Below are 18172 nucleotides of genomic sequence, written 5' to 3' on the forward strand. Positions count from 1 at the left end.
TTAACTGCGGCAGAGAGGCGGAACGTATGGATCAATTGCCAGTGGCTGGAGAAGGTACCGGCATTTATGTTATAGACGAAGATTACAGGATTGTCTACTTCAATGAAACAGCAAAGATTGTCTGCCCTAATTTAAGAACAGGGAACACCTGTTATCAGGGAGTTTGTAATGGAGATTCTCCTTGCAGCGGCTGTCCTGCTATGAAAGAAGACTGCAGCCGTATTCTGTTTTACGACGCGGTGAACCGGCAGTGGCTTGAATTGTCGTCGGGACAGATTGAGTGGCCTGGGCGCGGACGGTGCTGGCTGATGCTCTTTAAGGTTGTGGACAGGCAGAGCAGAAGCCTGTTTTACGATTTGACGGAGACCAGTGTCTATGAAGAGCTGTTCGAGTTAAACCTGGCAGAGAATACCTATAAGATACTCTTCCATCAGAATGGGAAATACGTGATTCCCGCCATGGAGGGAAGCCTGGATACCATGTGTATGGAGGTTGCGGACCATATGATTGATCCGGAGGACCGGGAGCGTTTCCTGGAGTTCTGGAATTTTGATACGCTGTCGCAGCGCCTGAGCGGAAATAACCACACCATAAGAGGGGAATTCCGGAAGCTTCTTGTGTCCGGGGAGTACTGCTGGGTGGCCCAGACTGCCGTGCTGCTGCGGACGGGGGAGCAGGAGAAGACGGTTATCATGGTTTTTATCCAGGACATCGATCAGCAGAAGAAGCAGGAGACTGCGGCCCCGGACAGAGGCGGAAGCAGGCTGGAAGAGAAGGATTCCATGATGGGGCTGTACCGGTACGGCCCGTTTCTGGAGAGAGCGGAACAGTTTCTCCGGGAAAAGCGCGGCACAAAGTTCAGCATGGTCGCCATCGATATTGAGCATTTCAAGCTGTTTAACGAATGGTTCGGGGAGGAAGCCGGGGACCGGTTCCTGATCAGTATTGCAGAGCAGTTAAAAGAAGTCGAAAAGCAGTGCGATTCCATGGCCGGCTATATGGGCGGCGATGATTTTGCCATCATCATTCCGAGAGATGAGTCGGTTCTTGGGAATCTGGAGTGGGGAATTAAGCATTTTGTGAAGCAGTACGGGGGAAGCGCCGGCTTCCTTCCGGCCTTCGGTGTATACGAGATAGAGGATTGGAATCTATCCATCAGCATGATGTACGACAGAGCCTCCATCGCCCTTTCCACGGTCAAGGGAAATTACTTAAACCGTATGGGGCGGTACGACGCGGGAATGAAAAAGAAGATGGAGGACGACCAGGTGCTTCTGTCGGAGGTTCAGAGGGCCCTGGATAACCGGGAGTTTATCTTCTATGCCCAGCCCCAGTGCAATATGCTGACGGGAAAGATTATCGGACTGGAATCGCTGGTCAGATGGAACCATCCCGTAAGGGGCATCGTACAGCCGGGAGAATTTATTCCCCTTCTGGAGAGCAACGGCTTTATTACCAATCTGGACCTTTACGTCTGGGATATGGTGTGCGGAAAGCTTCATGACTGGATCGCGGCGGGGCATAAGCCGATTCCGATCGCGGTCAATGTCTCCAGAATCGATATCTATTCCATGAACGTTACGAATACGTTTGCAGAGCTTACGAGCCGATATGAGATCGATCCGGCGCTCCTGGCCATTGAGATCACGGAAAGCGCCTACGCCGAGGATTACAATCTCATTCGCCAGGTGGTGATCGATCTGCGGAATGCGGGCTTTACCGTCTTTATGGACGATTTTGGAAGCGGATACTCCTCGCTCAACATGTTAAAGGATGTAAATGTGGATGTCATCAAGATCGACACTAAATTTCTGGATATGAACGAGTACAGCCAGAACCGCGGCATGGGAATCCTGGAGACCATCGTCCGCATGGCAAGACTGACGCAGCTGCGGGTGATTGCGGAGGGCGTGGAGAAAAAAGAACAGGTGGATTTCCTGAGAAATGTAGGCTGTATTTACGGGCAGGGCTATTACTACTACCGTCCGATGCCGATCGAACAGTTTGAACCGCTGCTTCTCCATGAAGAGAATGTGGATTACCGCGGCATTCAGGCCCATCAGCTGGAGGAACTCCGCCTGGAGGACCTGGTCAATAAGGATGTGACCAGCGAGGCAATCCTCAATAATATGCTGGGCGGAATGGCCCTTTACGATGTCTGCGGGGAAAAGATCGAGCTGCTTCAGGTGAACGAGGGGTATTACCGGGTGACCGGCTGTAATCCCATCGATCTGGAGGAACGCAGAAAATTTATTATGGCGCAGATACACGAGGATGACCGGGGCAAGGTGCTGGAACTGTTCGAAGCGGCCTACAGAAATCCACTGAAGGGATCGGAAGGCATCATACGGCGCTACAGACTGAGCGGAGAGCTGATGTGGATTTCCCTGCACATCTTTTTCTTAAAGGAAAGGGATGACCACAGGCTGTTCTATGGATCGGTCAGCGACGTGACAAAGGTAAAACGGCAGGAAGAGAGGCTGGCTTCCTCCCAGCGGATTCTTGCGGATGTCCTGAATATCAATGGAGATGAAGGTGCATTTGAGCCTCAGACGCTTAAGACGGCCGGAGAACCCATTGAGCTGCAGAACGACGAACTGGACTTTCTGGATTCCGGCGTTCCAGGCGGTTTTCATTGCTGCCGGTGGACGGAGGACATGGAGCTTCTCTACGTGAGCGGGCGTTTCCTGGAAATTCTCGGAATTACCGGTCGTGAGCTGGAGGAGAAGTATCAGAATCAGATGGTTTCGCTTATCCATCCCGGCGACCGGGACCGGGTGCTGTTCGCTGTTATGGCAGAGGAACAGACGGTATACAGCCTGGAATTCCGTATGCGGGCGAAGGCGGGATATGTATGGATCCGCTATCAGGCGAGGCGAAAACATTGGAACGGCAGCACATTTTTATATGGAGTCATCCTGGATATCGATGAGGTCATGGCATTGCGCCAGGAGATAAAAGAATGCAGAAAACGGTTGGAAGAACTGGAGCGGAGCAGGCCTGCACAGACGGATCTGCTGACGGGTCTCCATAACCGGGAGACAGGGATTCCCCTGATGAAGGAGTGGATATCCAGGCGCAGAGGCCAGCCGTCTGCGCTGGCACTGTTTCGGTTTTACGGGTTTCCAGAGGTGAATGAGGCGCTGGGACAGATGAGCGGGGAACGGATCCTGGTGAACAGCGTGGAGAAGCTGAAGAGCTTTTTCCGTGAGGAGGATATCGTCTGCCGGATCAGCAGATATGAGATCCTGGTGCTCTGTAAAAATATCGGGAGCAGGGACATGTGCAGGAAGCTGGAACAGCTGATGGCGGATATGAAGATGGAGTTGTCCCTGGAGCCGGCAAAGATCCGGCCTTCCATCAACGCGGGATATGTGATGGCCGCGGACGGAAGCGCAGACTTTGCTGATCTTTACAAAAAGGCGGAGCAGGCGCTTGAAATGGCGTCTTCCCAAGGGAAAGGCATCTGCCTGCGATGCGGAGAAGAAATCGTGGATTAGTCGGAAATGAGACCGGGAGCCAGGGAATTGTCAGGTGTGAAAAGCCGCCTGAAGCTGTCCCTGGCTCTTCATTTTTGTTATAGACCTTAAGTTCCTGGTATGGTATACTATGAGCACTTGGCGAGGTAGTTTACGCAATGCAGTACCAGCCATAAATTCAGAAAAAAGTGAGGGAATGAGGATATGATAGCTGAGAAGATGAGGCCCCTTGTTGAGAATAATTCTGCCATTCGGGCCATGTTTGAAGAAGGAAAACGCCTGGCCGCCATCTACGGACCGGAGAATGTCTATGATTTCAGCCTTGGCAATCCCAATGTGCCGGCGCCGGAGGCGGTGAACCGGGCGATTACGGATATTGTGGCGGAAGAAGCGTCTACCATGGTCCATGGTTACATGAGCAACGCGGGCTTCGAGGATGTCCGGGATACGGTTGCACAGTCGCTGAACCGGAGATTCGGCACACAGTTTCATCTGGAGAATATTCTGATGACAGTGGGCGCAGCCAGCGGTATGAACGTTATTTTAAAGACGGTTCTGGATCCGGGAGACGAAGTGATCGTATTTGCCCCTTATTTTATGGAGTACGGCGCCTATGTGAGAAATTACGACGGAGTGCTGATGGCGGTATCCCCGGATACCTCCTCATTTCAGCCGAATATCTCGGAGCTGAAAGAGAAGATTACGAAACGGACGAAGGCGGTTATCATAAATACACCGAACAATCCTACCGGAGTGGTCTATTCGTCGGAGACGTTGGAACAGATTGCGGCAGTTATGAAGGCAAAGGAGGAGGAGTACAGGACTTCTATCGTGCTGATATCGGACGAGCCCTACCGGGAACTGGCGTATGACGGGGTGGAGGTGCCTTATGTGACGCCGTTCTACCATAACACCGTTGTCTGCTACTCTTACAGCAAGTCCCTGTCGCTTCCGGGAGAGCGGATCGGGTATCTGGTGATTCCGGATGAACTGGAGGATTCGAAGGCAGTTATCGCTGCAGCGACCATTGCCAACCGTGTTCTCGGCTGCGTGAACGCCCCTTCTCTGATGCAGCGGGTGATCATGCGCTGTATAGACGAGAAGGTAAACGTGGAGGCCTATGACAGTAACCGGAATCTCCTTTACAACGGCCTCACGGGACTCGGCTTCGAGTGTATCCGTCCGGAAGGCGCATTCTATCTGTTTGTAAAATCTCCGGAAGCGGATGACAGGGCTTTCTGTGAGGTATGCAAGAAGCACCGCCTGCTGGTGGTGCCGGGAACCTCATTTGCCTGTCCGGGTTATGTGAGAATTTCCTATTGTGTGTCTTATGAGCAGATTGAGCGGTCTCTGCCGGCCTTTGAAGCGGTTGCCGGAGAGTACGGACTTTCATGACGGGAGGAAGAGCGATGAAACCATGGGAGGCAAATATCAGAAAAGTAGTCCCTTACGTGCCGGGAGACCAGCCGAGGGGCAGCCATTTAGTCAAGTTAAATACGAATGAGAATCCCTATCCGCCAGCGCCGGGCGTAAGCGCAGCGCTTAAGGAGATGGATTACGATCTGTTCAGAAAATATCCGGATCCTGCATCCTCGGTTCTTGTAGACGCACTTTCCGAATATTATAAAGTGGATAGAGATGAAATCTTTGTAGGGGTGGGATCTGACGACGTGATCGCCATGGCGTTCATGACCTTTTTCAACTCCGATAAGCCGGTGCTTTTCCCGGACATCTCCTATTCCTTCTATCCGGTTTGGGCGGAGCTTTTCGGCGTGCCCTATGAGAAACCGGCTCTGGATGAGAATTTCAAGATTGTGAAGGAAGGGTATTACCGTGAGAACGGCGGAATTATTTTCCCTAATCCCAACGCGCCTACCGGGCTTTATATGCCGCTTTCGGAGGTGGAGGATATCGTTTCCCATAACCAGGACTCTGTGGTGATTGTGGACGAGGCCTACATTGATTTTGGCGGAACCAGCGCGCTTAAGCTGACGAGGAAGTATGAAAATCTTCTGGTTGTGCAGACTTTCAGTAAGTCGAGATCCATGGCGGGCATGAGAATCGGCTATGCTATCGGAAATCCGGCCTTAATCCGCGCCTTAAATGAGGTGAAATACTCTTACAACTCCTATACCATGAATATGCCGTCCCAGATTCTGGGGGCGAAGGCCGTGGAAGACCGGGTGTATTTCCAGGATACGGTGGAGAAGATTATCCGTACGAGAGAACAGGCGAAGCTAAGGCTTCAGGAACTTGGCTTTACCTTCCCTGAATCCATGGCAAACTTTATCTTTGCTACCCATGAGACCGCCATGGCGAAAGACATCTATGAGGCACTCCGGCAGAACAGCATCTTTGTGCGGTACTTTAATCAGCCGCGGATTAACAACTATCTGCGCATTACCATCGGAACAGATGAGGAGATGGATGCCCTGTACCGCTTTTTGAAAAAATATCTTTAGATTTTCTTCAATCCCGCGGGCAACGAGCCAAACGGACACGCTGGCGCGTCCATTTGGCGACTGCCGCGAGGGTCAAAAAACCGCCTTGCGCGGCGGTTTTTTGACTTGTAATGGTTCCGGCCGGGGAGTATAATGAGGACAGGTGATGATTATGAATAATTGGAAGAAGTACTGCAGGTTAATTCTCAATATTGTCATACCCCTGCTTGTTATCTGGCTGGTCTGTTTTATAGGACCGCGTTTTTTGAAGTTTTTCCTGCCGTTTGTCATCGGCTGGATTATTGCGATGATAGCCAATCCGTTGGTGAAGTTTCTGGAAAAACGGGTGAAGATCGTGAGAAAGCACAGCTCCATGCTGATTGTGGTGGCGGTTTTGGCGCTTATTATCACGCTTCTTTACTTTGTAATTACGAAGCTGGTATCGGAAGCTGTCGGTTTCGTGGGCGACATCCCGAAGTATTATGAATCGGCTTCCGTGGAAGTCCAGAAGATGCTGATTCAAGTAGAACGGCTCCTGCAGTTCCTGCCCCAGAGTGTTTCAGACTCCGTAAACCAGTTCTTCGGACATATCGGGGAGTATTTGAACCTGGCAGTGCAGAAGATCGCAAGCCCTACCGTGACCGTCGCCGGCAACGTGGTTAAGAGTATTCCTGCGGCACTGGTATATACGATTGTCACGATCTTTTCGTCCTACTTATTTATCGTGGACCGCGATAAAATACTGGAATTCTTTAAGAAATACATGCCGGAGGGCGGATCGAAGTATTATAAGTATTTGAAAAAAGATGTAAAGCATCTGGTGGGAGGCTATTTTCTTGCACAGTTCAAGATCATGTTTGTGATCGCAGTGGTGCTTGCTGTCGGCCTTCTGGTTCTGAGAGTCGATTACGCTCTTCTGATCGCCGTTATTGTGGCTTTTCTGGACTTCCTTCCAGTGCTGGGAACCGGGACGATCCTGATTCCCTGGGCGGTGATCAGGCTCTTTTCAGGAGATACTGCCTTTGCAGTGGGGATGCTTGCACTCTATGTGCTCACACAGGTACTGAGGCGTGTCATAGAACCGAAGATTGTAGGCGATACCATGGGGCTGGATCCTCTTGCAACGCTGTTGTTTCTGTATCTGGGCTTTAAGATCAGCGGAGTCGCAGGTATGATCCTGGCGGTGCCCATCGGCATGCTGTTTCTGAATCTGTATGAGTTCGGGGCCTTTGATTCCCTGATCTACAGTGTGAAGACACTGCTTCACGATATCAATGTGTTCCGCAGGGAATCGGACTGACGGAAAGCTAGTACAGCATTGCATAAATTCCTAAGTAATAGCACCCGCTATCTACGCCAGGAGCACGCCTGTGAAGCTAGCCGTAGGTCCACTAAGCCGTCGCTTCGCAGACGCGCACCTGACGCAGATATCAGGCACTATTACTCAGTTATTTATGCAATGCTGTGCTAGTAACGAATTGGAGGAAGGAATGAGTAAAATCAGGAATGAGAAAAAAGGAATCCGTCTGGCGGCGGGACTGATGGCCGTCATGATGATGGCTGCTGTGCCGTTTACGGCGGCAGCGGCAGAGCCGTGGGATAAGGAAAACGGTCAGTATGTGGACGCGTCGGGGGCGCCCATAGCGGGAGCGCTGGAGAAAGGTATTACCGTGACGAAGTATCAGAACCGGGCGAATGCGGACAAGGGAGGCATCGACTGGGCAAAGGTCGCGGCCGACGGCGTGAATTTCGCCATGATCAGAATCGGATACTACAAGGACATGGATCCCTACTATTCCATGAACATGCAGGGCGCGTCGGAAAACGGGATTAAGACCGGTGTATTTTTCTACACACAGGCACTCGACACCCAGAGCGCCATAGACGAGGCGAATTACGTGCTAAAGATGGTGCGGGACTATCCGGTGTCGTACCCGATCGCGTACGATGTGGAATCGCAGCACCTTCTGGACAACGGTCTGACGAAGCAGCAGATTACCGACAATATTAACGCATTCTGCAAAGTGATATCCGATGCGGGATACCGGCCAGTCGTCTATGCGAACAACGAGTGGCTGACCAATCACATGGATATCAGCCAGATTCCGTACGATATCTGGTATGCGAGGTACGGAACCATCAACAACTGCCAGAACAGAACCATATGGCAGTGCACGGATAAGGGAAAGGTAGATGGAATCATCGGTGACGTGACTATCGAATTTTCCTTTGTGGATTACGGAACACTGATTCCGGCGGAAGGCTGGAAGCATGTGGACGGTAACTGGTATTATACGAAGAATTACGTGAAACAGACCGGCTGGGTCTCAGTAGACGGTAAGTGGTACTACTTAGATTCCAATGGCGCCATGATTCACGACACGACTATGACCATCGACGGGGCATCTTATACCTTTGGCCCTGACGGAGCGATGGCAGAATAAGCGAAAGAAAATTGGGATACAGGATGGATAACAGAAGGTGAAGGCAGAGAATAATTTAGATTCAGATGATATGAGAGGACTGGTATGGAGGCTTGCGTTTCCCTCCATGCTGGCCCAGTTTGTGAGTGTGTTTTACAGTATTGTGGATAGAATGTATATCGGTAATATCGCCGGAACAGGCGAAATCGCATTGGCAGGAGTAGGAATCTGCGGCCCGATTGTGACCCTTATTTCTTCTGTTGCTTTTTTAGTGGGTGTCGGCGGCTCCCCCCTCATGAGTATACGGCTGGGGGAGAAGAATGAGCGGGCGGCCAGACAGATTCTGGCAAACTGTTTTCTGCTTCTGACCGTGCTGTCAGCGGCGATTACAGTGATCGCTCTGCTGATGAAGAACCATCTGCTCATGTGGTTCGGAGCCAGCGAGGCCACGTTTCCTTATGCAAACGCATACATAACGATTTATCTGCTGGGGACGGTATTTGCGCTCCTGGCAACGGGGATGAACCAGTTTATCATTTGCCAGGGCTATGCCAAGGTGGGCATGAAGTCGGTCTTAATCGGCGCGGTGTGCAATATTATATTGGACCCCGTGTTTATCTTTGTGTTTCACATGGGAGTGCGCGGCGCGGCCGTGGCTACGGTGCTGTCCCAGATGGCTTCCTGTGCTTACGTGCTTAAGTTTCTTTTCAGCGAGCGGGCGCCGGTGCGGATTACCTTCGGGGAATACGACTGGCAGATCATGAAGAGAGTCCTTTTAATCGGCTTAAGTCCGTTTCTGATCATCGCGTTTGACAATATTCTGATCATCGCATTGAATACTGTGATTCAGAAGTACGGCGGCGCGGAGCAGGGAGATATGCTGTTGACCTGTATGACGATCGTTCAGAGCTTCATGCTGATGGTCACCATACCGCTTGGCGGGATTACCAGCGGGACCCAGACGATCCTGGGCTATAATTACGGTGCGAGAAGGCCGGAACGAATCAAGAAAGCGGAGGTTCATATCGCGGTTCTGGGGCTTGTGTTTACCACGGTCATGTTCCTGATCGCCCACACCATTCCCCAGTTTTTCGTCCGGATCTTCACACAGAATGAGACGTATGTGGAACTGACTGTCTGGGCCATTAAAATCTATACATTAGGCATAATTCCTCTGGCTGCGCAATATACTGTAGTGGACGGGTTTACCGGTATGGGGATCGCACGGGTGGCGATTACACTGTCCATGTTCCGGAAGATAATCTTCCTCGGCGGCGCGTTTCTGATTCCTGCAACCATGGGAATCAAATACATATTTTACACGGAACCTATTTCCGATTTTGTCAGCGCAGCCGTATCGGTGACTATCTATTTCCTGGTCATTGACAAGATCATCAACCGGAGACCGGTATTTAGTAAGCAGAAAGCCTAGTGCCACCTGACGCGGATATCAGGCACTATATACCGGCGTATTTACGCCGGGAGGCACTAGTACTGCATTGCTTTACTCAGAAACTTATGCAGCGCTGTACCAGGAGCACGTCCGGATAGGAGGAACAAAGCAGTGATGCGAAAATGGATTGCCGCAGCCGCTGTGCTTTTGTTTGGCACATTGGGTACGGGACAGGCCTGGGCAGGGACATGGCAGTATCAGGCCGCAGAACAGCCGGGCCCCGGTACGAAGGAAATCGGCTGGCAGTACCAGGAGGATGACGGAACATTTGCCCCGGAAGGCTGGATTACGGATCAGGGCAGATGGTATTACATAGGAGCCGATGGATTTATGAAAACCGGCTGGATAGAGCTTCAGGGGATCTGGTATTATCTGGAGGATTCCGGAGCGATGGTCTGTGGGACAACCCGTGTGATCGACGGGAAGGAGTATACCTTTGACGATAACGGCGCCATGGTGGAAGGACCCGGCGTCACACCGGCGGCGGGGAGCTGGAACGGAATGACGTTTACCAGCCCCCGGCTGGGCTATCAGGTGACAGTACCGGAAGGTTTCGTGCCGCTGGAATCGTATATGGATTTATACGTGGATGATACCATGACTCTGGATCTGTCGGTGGCGGCGCCGGATATGACGGTGTCCATGGTGGTGGTGACGTATGACCAGATGGACGAGGAGTTTAAGGGAATGAATGCCGGACAGCTGGCCGCGGTGATGGGGCAGGGACTCGGCGGATACGACGAGTATATGCAGATCGGAGCGGTGGAGATGGTCACCCTTGGCGGCCGGGAATACGCGAAGCTGCCGGTAATCTATACGGGACTTCTCAACCAGGATCTGTATTTCCGGTGGTCGGGAGAGTCCATTATGATGATCGAGATCGTCTACGATCCATACCGGAAAGATATGGCGGACGGAATTATCGGATCGATCCGATGAAGGAACGAAAGCAGAAAAGGTGTGTCAGCAGAACCATCGTTTTGATGATTCTGCGGCACACCTTTTTGAACTGTTCCGATTATTATCCGCGGCAGCAGAATTCAATCTTTTTAATCAGCTCTTCGTAATTATCGGAATAAATCTGAAGATTGAGCAGGCGGTTGACTCCAAGACTCAAAATGCCAAGCAGGGACTTTCCGTCAACAATCATATGATCACATTGTAAATCAAGATCACCGGAATACCCTTCAAGCGCTTTTAAATAATCCATCACTTCATCGACGGACTGGAATACAACCTTTACTTCTCCCATGTGAAGTACCTCCTTTATACATTGATAAGTATGTTGTATTTTAGTGGAAATGAAAAGAAAAGTCAAATAAGAAGTTGTTAAGAAACAGCAGATTCATGCTAAAATACCGTTAATATGCGGCCCTGATGAGGAGTGAACTGTAACTGAAGCAGAGAGTAGCACAGAAATACAGAGATAATAATTGACATATGTCAAAAATTGCCTTATAATAAATGACATATGTCAATAACATCTGCACAAGGGAGGAAACGATATGGCACGGCCCGTTAAGGCGAGACGGATATGCGGAATACCGGGAAGAATGCGGTTTGGACCGTTGGAAGCAGGGACAGGCCCGGAGTCGGACCAGGTGATTTCCCTGACTCTGGAAGAGTATGAGACGATTCGCCTCATCGACTACCTGGGCTGTACTCAGGAGGAATGCGCAGATCAGATGGGGGTGGCCAGGACGACGGTTCAGGCCGTATACCAGTCCGCGAGGTTGAAGATAGCGGCCATGCTGGTGGAGGGAGGCGCTCTTTCCATCTGCGGAGGGAACTATGAGGTATGCCCCAGGGCGGGCGGCTGCTGTAAAAAGGACTGCAGAAAGCGTCTCTGCCCCGGACGCAGGTGTGATGGACAAGAGCACTCTCGGAAACTCCCTTGCGCCCATCTTTGTGGCTGATTTTCCGCCATATGCACACAAATTTATTCAACGTACACGCCGTGTACGCCTCGTAAATTTGTGTATATCTGACGAAAAATCATCTCACAAATCTGAGCACAAGGAGTTTCCGAGAGTACTCGAATATCATAATGGAGGATGGAATCATGAAAATTGCGGTAACGTATGAGAACGGCGGTGTGTTTCAGCATTTTGGACACAGCGAACAGTTTAAGATTTATCAGGTAGAAGAGGGAAACGTTGTATCTTCAGAGGTCGTGGAAACCGATGGAAACGGTCACGGCGCGCTGGCTGGATTCTTAAAAGGGATGGGAGTGGAGACTCTGATCTGCGGAGGTATCGGCGGAGGAGCGAGAAATGCGCTGAGTGAGGCCGGAATCCAACTGTATCCGGGTGTGAGCGGAGATGCGGACCAGGCTGTGGAGGCGCTCTTAAAGGGAACGCTCTCCTACAATCCTGATACCATGTGCAGCCACCACCATGAAGGCGAAGAGCATGACTGCAATCATGGCGGCGGAAGCTGTCATCACTAGAGTGTGTCAGAAAGCAATTTTCAAACACGCTCTAAAGCTCTGTTGGTTTAAACAGGGCTGTCTTCGCGGCGTTTCTCGGGAATCTTTATGGTCACCTCCGTTCCTGTTCCGGGAGAACTCTGGAAGGTAAGGCCGTAGGAATCTCCGTAGAGACGCTTCAGGCGGAGGTTGGTGTTATAGACACCGATGTGTACAGAATCGGAGGTTCCATTTGCCATGGAATCTCCTTTTCCTTCTGCCAGAATAGATTCCAGCTTTTCGGGAGAAATTCCGATGCCGTCATCGGAGATGAGGAAGACAATGTCCCCGTCCTGCCGCCAGCCCGTCAGAAGGATGTTGCCGCTTTTTTCTTCTTTGTCCATGATTCCGTGGAGCCATGCATTCTCCACAATGGGCTGGAAGGTCAGCTTTGGAATGGTATATTCGGACAGTTCATCCGGCACATCCACGACGAAACTGACACAGTCGTCGTAACGCATGTTCTGGAGCTCCACGTATAGCTCGGTGTGTTCCAGTTCTTCCTCGATGGTGTTCATAAGCCCCCGCTTGCTGAGCGTCAGCTTATAGAAACGGGAGAGTGTCTGGACCGCCTTCGTAACGTCTTCTTTTCGTCCGGTTCTGGACAGCCAGTTAATCATATCCAGTGTATTATAGAGAAAATGCGGATTAATCTGCGCCTGTAAGGCCCGGAACTCCGCCAGCCTTAAGTCTTCGGAGGCCTTCTCCTGACTGTTCATCAGATCGTTGATCTCTTCCGTCATATAATTGTACGTGTCGGTGAGGACGCCGATCTCGTCACAACCGGTCTCTTCGGCCTCCATCGGCCTGGGGCGGCCTGTACGGACGGATTCCATCTGATAGGCCACCGCGATGATACGGTCCGCGATGGAGACGGAAAGCTTCAGGGCGATGAAGAGGGCGGCGGCGGTGAAGAGAAGGTAGGCCATAATCAGCTGAAGAATCAGCTTCCTACCTGCGTCGGTGATGTGGCTGGAGGGCAGCAGGGAAACCATGTACCAGTCCGTGTTCCTGACTGGGAAGTAGGCCGTATATGCGTCGCCATCCGGATACTCCACCAGGGAAAATGTCTTTTCCGGACCGATCCTGGTAAAGAGTTCGTCCGCGGGAATATAGTAGATCCCCGCAAGGGCCATGTCGGAGGCGGATACCATCACGTCACGGCTGTTGATGATGTAAGCTGCCTCTCCCTTGACTGAGGCGTTGTTAATAAGCGCGGAATCGAAGGGCTCACCGTTAAAATACACCGCCAGATAGGCGGAGGCCTGCACAAGCTCCTGATCGGAGCCTACAGGCGGCAGATAGGTGATCTTGGAAATATAGGCCAGGCGGCCGAATTCCCCTGCTTCGGACGGACTTAAGTAGAGCTCCGGGCAGAGCAGCTCCCTATCATGCATGGTGCTGAAGATTCCGTACCAGTAGCTGCTGCTGACAGAGGAGACAGGAGCAAACAGCCGGTTGCCCTCGGTATTGTATTTCATCAGATCAGGGTAAACGGAATCATCGTAGTAGATGCGGATTCCCGTGATCATGGTGTTGTCGGTCAGGCTGTCCGTCAAATGAAACAGGCTGTCCATCCGGTTCTGCTCCGGCTCAAACGCCGCTGCATCGCTCTCCGAGAGATAGAAGAGGCGGTGGATGGAGGAAGACTCCTTGAGTGCGTCAGATACATAGGTCACATGGGACACCAGATTCTCGATCGACGCCGCCGTCTGTGCAGATAAGGCCTGTTCCGAGCGAATGGAGTCGTCCATGACGATGCCGTAAAGCTTTACGAAAATAAAGCCTGATAAGACCGCCGTGGGCAGCAGAATTAAAAGAGCATGGGAGATAACAAGCTTATTCTTTAATTTCAGGTCATACGTATAGTGACGCATCATTCGTTTGAAGAAGTTTCTCATGAAAGTATTTTCTCCCTGTATTCAGAAGGGGACAGGCCCACCAGCTTTCGAAAGGTCTTGCTGTAATAGTTGCCGTCGCTGTAGCCCACCTTGGAGGAAATATCGGCGATCTTATAACGGGGATCGCCCAAAAACTGTTTGGACTTCTTGATCCGGTAATTGGTCAGATACTGGTTCAGTGTCTGACCCGTCTCATTTTTAAACAGCGTGCAGATATAGCTGGAAGACCGGTTCACATATTCGCTGACATCCAGCACAGAGAGCGAGGAGATGGCATAGTTCTGGTGAAGGTATTCCTTGACCTGAAAGACCAGGGGATTCTCCCCCGTGTCCCGGCTTAAATGGTCAAAATACTGTTCGATTTTCTCTGCCAGCAGGCTGTGCAGCTCAGAAAATGTGCGGCAGCGGAGTACGCTGTCCCAGATGGACTGAGGATTTACTCCCTCGCTGCTCCACAGGGAAACATAGTTCATGATGCCGTTTTCGTCCAGCTTGACAAGGTATTTGTAATAGATATCCTTCACCTGGCTGGGCAGAAGCGGCTGGCCGTTCAAGATGGAATCATGGAGCTGTTTCACCAGTTCCAGCGCCTTCTCCTTCTGCTTTTCCGAGAGGGCCAGGCCAAAGTCCATCAGTACATCGGCGGGCGGGCAGAGGGCGGCCGGTTTATCGTAATCGGTCAAAATGGAATTGAACTCGTGAAAAAAACTGTTTTCCAGGAGATGCTTCGCCTTTTCATAAGAGAGATGGACAGAGGCGGTGCCCGTGACGATAGGGCCTACTGCGAGGAAAAAGCGGCAGTATTTGTCGAAGCTCTCCTGTAAGAACAGGGCGCATCGTTTAACAGCCTCCTTATCCGGCTTTTTCTCAGAATATATATGTACGATTACATAGCGGTCGGAGCGGAAGGCATAGACCTGCTTTAATCCCAGCTCCTTTAACAGAATCAGGAAATTCTCCCGCGCCTCATCCATCGGGATCTCCGGAAGCTCGGAGAGCGGCGTCATGCTGTCTACGATGATTGTGAAAAATGAGGTAGCGGGACCGATGGTAAGCTCCAACTGGCCGCTCAGCTCCAGCGCCGCCGCTTCGCTGTCCGGAAGCGACAGAAGGTGGGCCAGATGGCCTTTCTGCTCCTTTTCCTGTATCATGACGGCGCTCCGCGTGTGGCTGCGCACCTGGCAGTTTAACAGGGCCTCGGCCAGGGCGTCGTCGAGCTCGGAGAGGCTCAGTGGTTTCTCTACGTAACGGACAGCCTTCAGTTTGATGGCTGCCTTTAAATACTCTTTATCAGAATAGGCGCTCATGAAAATAATAGCGGTATCAGGATTCTTTTCTAAAATGGCTTCTGCCATCTCAACACCTGTCATACGGGGCATCCTCACATCGGTTAAGACAATGTCCGGCTGTTCGGAGACCGCAGTCTCCAGGCCATGTACTCCGTCGTCGGCGAGAAGTATGGAGTCAAAAGGCAGAGAAAGCCTGGCGATGCTGTCACGGATTCCTTCGCGGGTCAGTTTTTCGTCGTCTACAATCAGCAGTTTCATCGTATCTTTCTCCTTCCAAAAATGCGGGAACGCCAGAACGTTCCCGGTTTCATGTTTTGTAAACATGGTATATAAATATTGTAACAGGAAATAGGAAATATGCAACGAAAATAGACAAATTACCCCATGGGTATTATACTGGTATATGATGGAAACAAAAGAGGAGACAGCGGAGGGAAGACGGTGAAACGGTTCTGGCTGATAATAGGACTTCTGACCATTTTAAGCCTTGCGGCGTGCAGTGCTGCGGGGCTGGTGGAGGAGAATCCGGAATATGCAGTAATCATGAAATCGAAGGATAACCAGTATAATGAAGAAGTGGCGGAATCGTTCCGCCAGGTGACAGAGGAAGCGGGATATCGCTGCGAGGTGCTGTATCCGGAATCGGCGAGGGCCCAGGATCAGGTGATTCTTGTGCGCCGTATGATGCGGGAGCGGGTGAAAGCCATCGCTATCGCGGTCAGTGACGAACATGCGCTCGCTCCCGTGTTAAAGGAGGCGATGGCAAAAGGAATCGTGGTCACTACTTTAGATTCTGACACGGAAAAGGACAGCCGCAGCATTTATGTGAGCCCGGCCGATCCGAAGGAGACAGGCGCCAGTCTGGTGCATGCGGTCAGGGACTGTATGGCTGGGGAGGGCCAGTGGGCAATCCTTTCGGCCCAGGCCCGTTCTGCTAATCAGAGCCAGTGGATTCGCGCCATGATGGAGGAACTGGAACAGCCGGAGTATCAGAATATGCGTCTCGTGGATATTGTATATGGGGAGGATGATTATAAGGCATCCGAAGCCAGGACGAGAGAGCTGATAGAGAGGTACCCGGCACTTAAGGCGATCTGTGCGCCCACCACGGTAGGGATTAAGGCTGCTGCGGATGTTGTAAAAGAGCAGGGACTTGAGGGACAGATCAGGGTGACAGGTCTTGGGGTTCCACCCATGTCTGAGGAAGACGCTGTTTCTGACTACGCCTGCGTGTGTCCGGAGTTAAATCTCTGGAATCCGGCTGCTTTAGGAAAGCTGTCTGCTCAGGTGTCCATGGCACTGGTTAATCAGGAACTTACAGTGAGAGAAGGAGCGGTATTTAAAACGGAAGACGGCAGGGATTATCCGATTCATGAGGGAGCCGGCGGCGGCCTGGAAGTGACGGCGGGCGGTCCCGTATCACCGGATGAGGGCGGCAGCGGCCTGTGAAACAGGGATAAATGGCAAAAACGAAATATTTTCCAGTATTTAGAAAAATATTACCGTAGAAATGTCGAATCGTGTCGTGGTATGATATAAACTGTCAGAAAACAAAGGGGTGATAAAAATGAAGCATATTTTCGTAACGTTTGACCAGGCAGAACAGATCTTTTCATTTGTAAAAATTATGAGCAAATGTGATTTTGATGCGGACGTAAAACTGGGAAGCCGTATAGTAGATGCGAAGTCGATTGTTGGAGTGCTGTCCCTTGCTAAATCGAGAACAGTAGAAGTTATCTTCCATACAGATAACTGTGATAATATAATTGATCAGATAGCAGCTATCGTTCCCATCGCTGCGTGAAGAAAAAGCAAAATCAGGCCGAATAAGCCAGAGTTTTGACTGCCGGAAGGCAGAGAAAGTAAAAGGTAGAACCGTTTACTTTCTCTGCCTTCTTTTTGTGTAACAGCTGCTTCAGAGGGGCTCTCTCATGAGCCTGTGGACTGGTAATGGGACAATCCGAAACGCCACAGGCAGGCCGCCGGAATTAAGAAGAGGCAGGCGGGCAGCGGAAGAAGGGCGTACCAGTCCCTGGCAGTTTTGCCGGTCAGATAGAGGAAGGGGTAGTACTGGAACAGGGAAAACGGCACCAGGAAGGTGCAGATCGTGAGCACCGTCTTTCCGTAAATGGAGATCGGATATTTACCGTACTCCCGCGCGCCGTCCGTGAACACGTTCATGAACTCCAGCCCCTCCAGGGTGAAGAAACAGATGGAGGCGAAGATGATATAGACAGCGGCAAACACGAGGGTCCCGCCTCCGATCATGAGGACCAGCGTGAGCACCCGCATCGGTGTCCAGAGAATACCGCTTTTCGCCACTCCGTAAGCCAGCATGACGACAGCCTGGAGAAGCCGTCCGATCCTTGTAAGCTCGATCTTGCTGCACAGCACCAGGAAGACGCAGCTGCCCGGCCGCAGCAGGATCCGGTCGAATTCACCGTTTCCAATCATCAGGTTGAAGGTATCGAAGCTGCGGAAAAATGTCTCCGCCAGCGTGTACGCCATCAGCGTGATGGAAAAACATAAGAGCACCTCCGGATAGATGAAGCCGGAAACCTCATGAAAACGCGTCATCATGAAGTAGACGCCCAGAAACGCGTTAAAAGAGACGAGAAACTGTCCCAGCATGGTGAAAAAGAACGAAGCCTTGTGCTGCATCATGCTTTTTAACTGCATTTCAAAAAAACGAAAATAAAGCCGTACTGCTTTCATAAAA

General features: G+C 51.3%; 15 protein-coding genes. 11 read left to right on the forward strand and 4 right to left on the reverse strand.

The features are described from left to right. Nucleotides 1-26 precede the first annotated feature (26 nt). From H8S75_RS01535 to H8S75_RS01565, 7 genes are all read left to right on the forward strand, one after another. Complete coding sequence (locus H8S75_RS01535; protein WP_187018813.1) at nucleotides 27-3500, forward strand: EAL domain-containing protein; 3474 nt, start codon at nucleotides 27-29, stop codon at nucleotides 3498-3500. Nucleotides 3501-3683: 183 nt separating this feature from the next. Next, nucleotides 3684-4874: a pyridoxal phosphate-dependent aminotransferase gene (locus tag H8S75_RS01540; RefSeq protein WP_187018815.1), complete on the forward strand. Its 1191-nt coding sequence runs from the start codon at nucleotides 3684-3686 to the stop codon at nucleotides 4872-4874. 14 nt (nucleotides 4875-4888) lie between these two features. Further along, on the forward strand, nucleotides 4889-5941 hold the full coding sequence (gene hisC, locus H8S75_RS01545) for a histidinol-phosphate transaminase (protein ID WP_187018817.1): 1053 nt from the start codon (nucleotides 4889-4891) through the stop codon (nucleotides 5939-5941). Between the two features lie 145 nt (nucleotides 5942-6086). Continuing rightward, entirely contained in the window at nucleotides 6087-7220 is a 1134-nt protein-coding gene (gene ytvI, locus H8S75_RS01550) for a sporulation integral membrane protein YtvI (protein ID WP_187018819.1), read from the forward strand. A 190-nt stretch (nucleotides 7221-7410) separates the two neighbouring features. Then, a complete protein-coding gene (locus H8S75_RS01555; protein WP_187018821.1) occupies nucleotides 7411-8364 on the forward strand; it encodes a glycoside hydrolase family 25 protein in 954 nt (317 codons plus the stop codon). Between the two features lie 37 nt (nucleotides 8365-8401). Next, nucleotides 8402-9775, forward strand: a complete 1374-nt coding sequence (locus tag H8S75_RS01560; RefSeq protein WP_187018823.1) for an MATE family efflux transporter — start codon at nucleotides 8402-8404, stop codon at nucleotides 9773-9775. Between the two features lie 135 nt (nucleotides 9776-9910). After that, nucleotides 9911-10735 (forward strand): hypothetical protein, encoded by an 825-nt coding sequence (locus tag H8S75_RS01565; protein ID WP_187019606.1) that lies wholly within the window; start codon nucleotides 9911-9913, stop codon nucleotides 10733-10735. An 82-nt stretch (nucleotides 10736-10817) separates the two neighbouring features. Here H8S75_RS01565 and H8S75_RS01570 read toward each other — a convergent pair whose 3' ends face one another. Beyond that, a complete protein-coding gene (locus H8S75_RS01570) occupies nucleotides 10818-11048 on the reverse strand; it encodes an HPr family phosphocarrier protein (RefSeq protein WP_110322177.1) in 231 nt (76 codons plus the stop codon). A gap of 253 nt (nucleotides 11049-11301) precedes the next feature. Between H8S75_RS01570 and H8S75_RS01575 the strand changes: the two genes are divergently transcribed. Continuing rightward, the gene (locus H8S75_RS01575) at nucleotides 11302-11712 is read left to right on the forward strand and encodes a DUF134 domain-containing protein (protein ID WP_187018825.1); all 411 of its coding nucleotides are present in this window, start codon (nucleotides 11302-11304) and stop codon (nucleotides 11710-11712) included. 146 nt (nucleotides 11713-11858) lie between these two features. Beyond that, nucleotides 11859-12245, forward strand: coding sequence for a NifB/NifX family molybdenum-iron cluster-binding protein (locus H8S75_RS01580; protein ID WP_187018827.1), 387 nt, complete (start codon nucleotides 11859-11861; stop codon nucleotides 12243-12245). Between the two features lie 47 nt (nucleotides 12246-12292). On the opposite strand, the gene H8S75_RS01585 is transcribed toward H8S75_RS01580, so the two are convergent. Both H8S75_RS01585 and H8S75_RS01590 read right to left on the reverse strand, forming a co-directional pair. Continuing rightward, nucleotides 12293-14164, reverse strand: coding sequence for a sensor histidine kinase (locus H8S75_RS01585; protein WP_187018829.1), 1872 nt, complete (start codon nucleotides 14162-14164; stop codon nucleotides 12293-12295). After that, nucleotides 14161-15711, reverse strand: a complete 1551-nt coding sequence (locus tag H8S75_RS01590) for a response regulator (RefSeq protein ID WP_187018832.1) — start codon at nucleotides 15709-15711, stop codon at nucleotides 14161-14163. Before H8S75_RS01590 ends, H8S75_RS01585 begins: the two co-directional genes overlap by 4 nt. Before the next feature lie 183 nt (nucleotides 15712-15894). On the opposite strand from H8S75_RS01590, the gene H8S75_RS01595 reads away from it, so the two are divergent. Both H8S75_RS01595 and H8S75_RS01600 read left to right on the forward strand, forming a co-directional pair. Further along, the gene (locus H8S75_RS01595) at nucleotides 15895-16902 is read left to right on the forward strand and encodes a substrate-binding domain-containing protein (RefSeq protein WP_187018834.1); all 1008 of its coding nucleotides are present in this window, start codon (nucleotides 15895-15897) and stop codon (nucleotides 16900-16902) included. 118 nt (nucleotides 16903-17020) lie between these two features. Beyond that, nucleotides 17021-17257, forward strand: coding sequence for an HPr family phosphocarrier protein (locus H8S75_RS01600; protein WP_002603170.1), 237 nt, complete (start codon nucleotides 17021-17023; stop codon nucleotides 17255-17257). A gap of 125 nt (nucleotides 17258-17382) precedes the next feature. On the opposite strand, the gene H8S75_RS01605 is transcribed toward H8S75_RS01600, so the two are convergent. Beyond that, nucleotides 17383-18168 carry an ABC transporter permease gene (locus tag H8S75_RS01605; RefSeq protein WP_187018836.1) on the reverse strand — a complete coding sequence of 262 codons (786 nt, stop codon included), beginning with the start codon at nucleotides 18166-18168 and terminating at the stop codon, nucleotides 17383-17385. Between the last annotated feature and the right edge of the window lie 4 nt (nucleotides 18169-18172).

The organism is Hungatella hominis, assembly GCF_014288005.1.
Taxonomy (GTDB): Bacteria; Bacillota; Clostridia; order Lachnospirales; family Lachnospiraceae; genus Hungatella; species Hungatella effluvii.

What these genes read in the sequence shown, in the direction of transcription:
- ytvI (WP_187018819.1), top strand. Translation starts at nt 6,087, where the DNA reads ATGATTATGAATAATTGGAAGAAGTACTGCAGGTTAATTCTCAATATT.
- H8S75_RS01535 (WP_187018813.1), top strand. Translation starts at nt 27, where the DNA reads ATGGATCAATTGCCAGTGGCTGGAGAAGGTACCGGCATTTATGTTATA.
- H8S75_RS01600 (WP_002603170.1), top strand. Translation starts at nt 17,021, where the DNA reads ATGAAGCATATTTTCGTAACGTTTGACCAGGCAGAACAGATCTTTTCA.
- H8S75_RS01605 (WP_187018836.1), bottom strand. Translation starts at nt 18,168, where the DNA reads ATGAAAGCAGTACGGCTTTATTTTCGTTTTTTTGAAATGCAGTTAAAA.
- H8S75_RS01575 (WP_187018825.1), top strand. Translation starts at nt 11,302, where the DNA reads ATGGCACGGCCCGTTAAGGCGAGACGGATATGCGGAATACCGGGAAGA.
- H8S75_RS01570 (WP_110322177.1), bottom strand. Translation starts at nt 11,048, where the DNA reads ATGGGAGAAGTAAAGGTTGTATTCCAGTCCGTCGATGAAGTGATGGAT.
- H8S75_RS01565 (WP_187019606.1), top strand. Translation starts at nt 9,911, where the DNA reads ATGCGAAAATGGATTGCCGCAGCCGCTGTGCTTTTGTTTGGCACATTG.
- H8S75_RS01590 (WP_187018832.1), bottom strand. Translation starts at nt 15,711, where the DNA reads ATGAAACTGCTGATTGTAGACGACGAAAAACTGACCCGCGAAGGAATC.
- H8S75_RS01585 (WP_187018829.1), bottom strand. Translation starts at nt 14,164, where the DNA reads ATGAGAAACTTCTTCAAACGAATGATGCGTCACTATACGTATGACCTG.
- H8S75_RS01540 (WP_187018815.1), top strand. Translation starts at nt 3,684, where the DNA reads ATGATAGCTGAGAAGATGAGGCCCCTTGTTGAGAATAATTCTGCCATT.
- hisC (WP_187018817.1), top strand. Translation starts at nt 4,889, where the DNA reads ATGAAACCATGGGAGGCAAATATCAGAAAAGTAGTCCCTTACGTGCCG.
- H8S75_RS01580 (WP_187018827.1), top strand. Translation starts at nt 11,859, where the DNA reads ATGAAAATTGCGGTAACGTATGAGAACGGCGGTGTGTTTCAGCATTTT.
- H8S75_RS01555 (WP_187018821.1), top strand. Translation starts at nt 7,411, where the DNA reads ATGAGTAAAATCAGGAATGAGAAAAAAGGAATCCGTCTGGCGGCGGGA.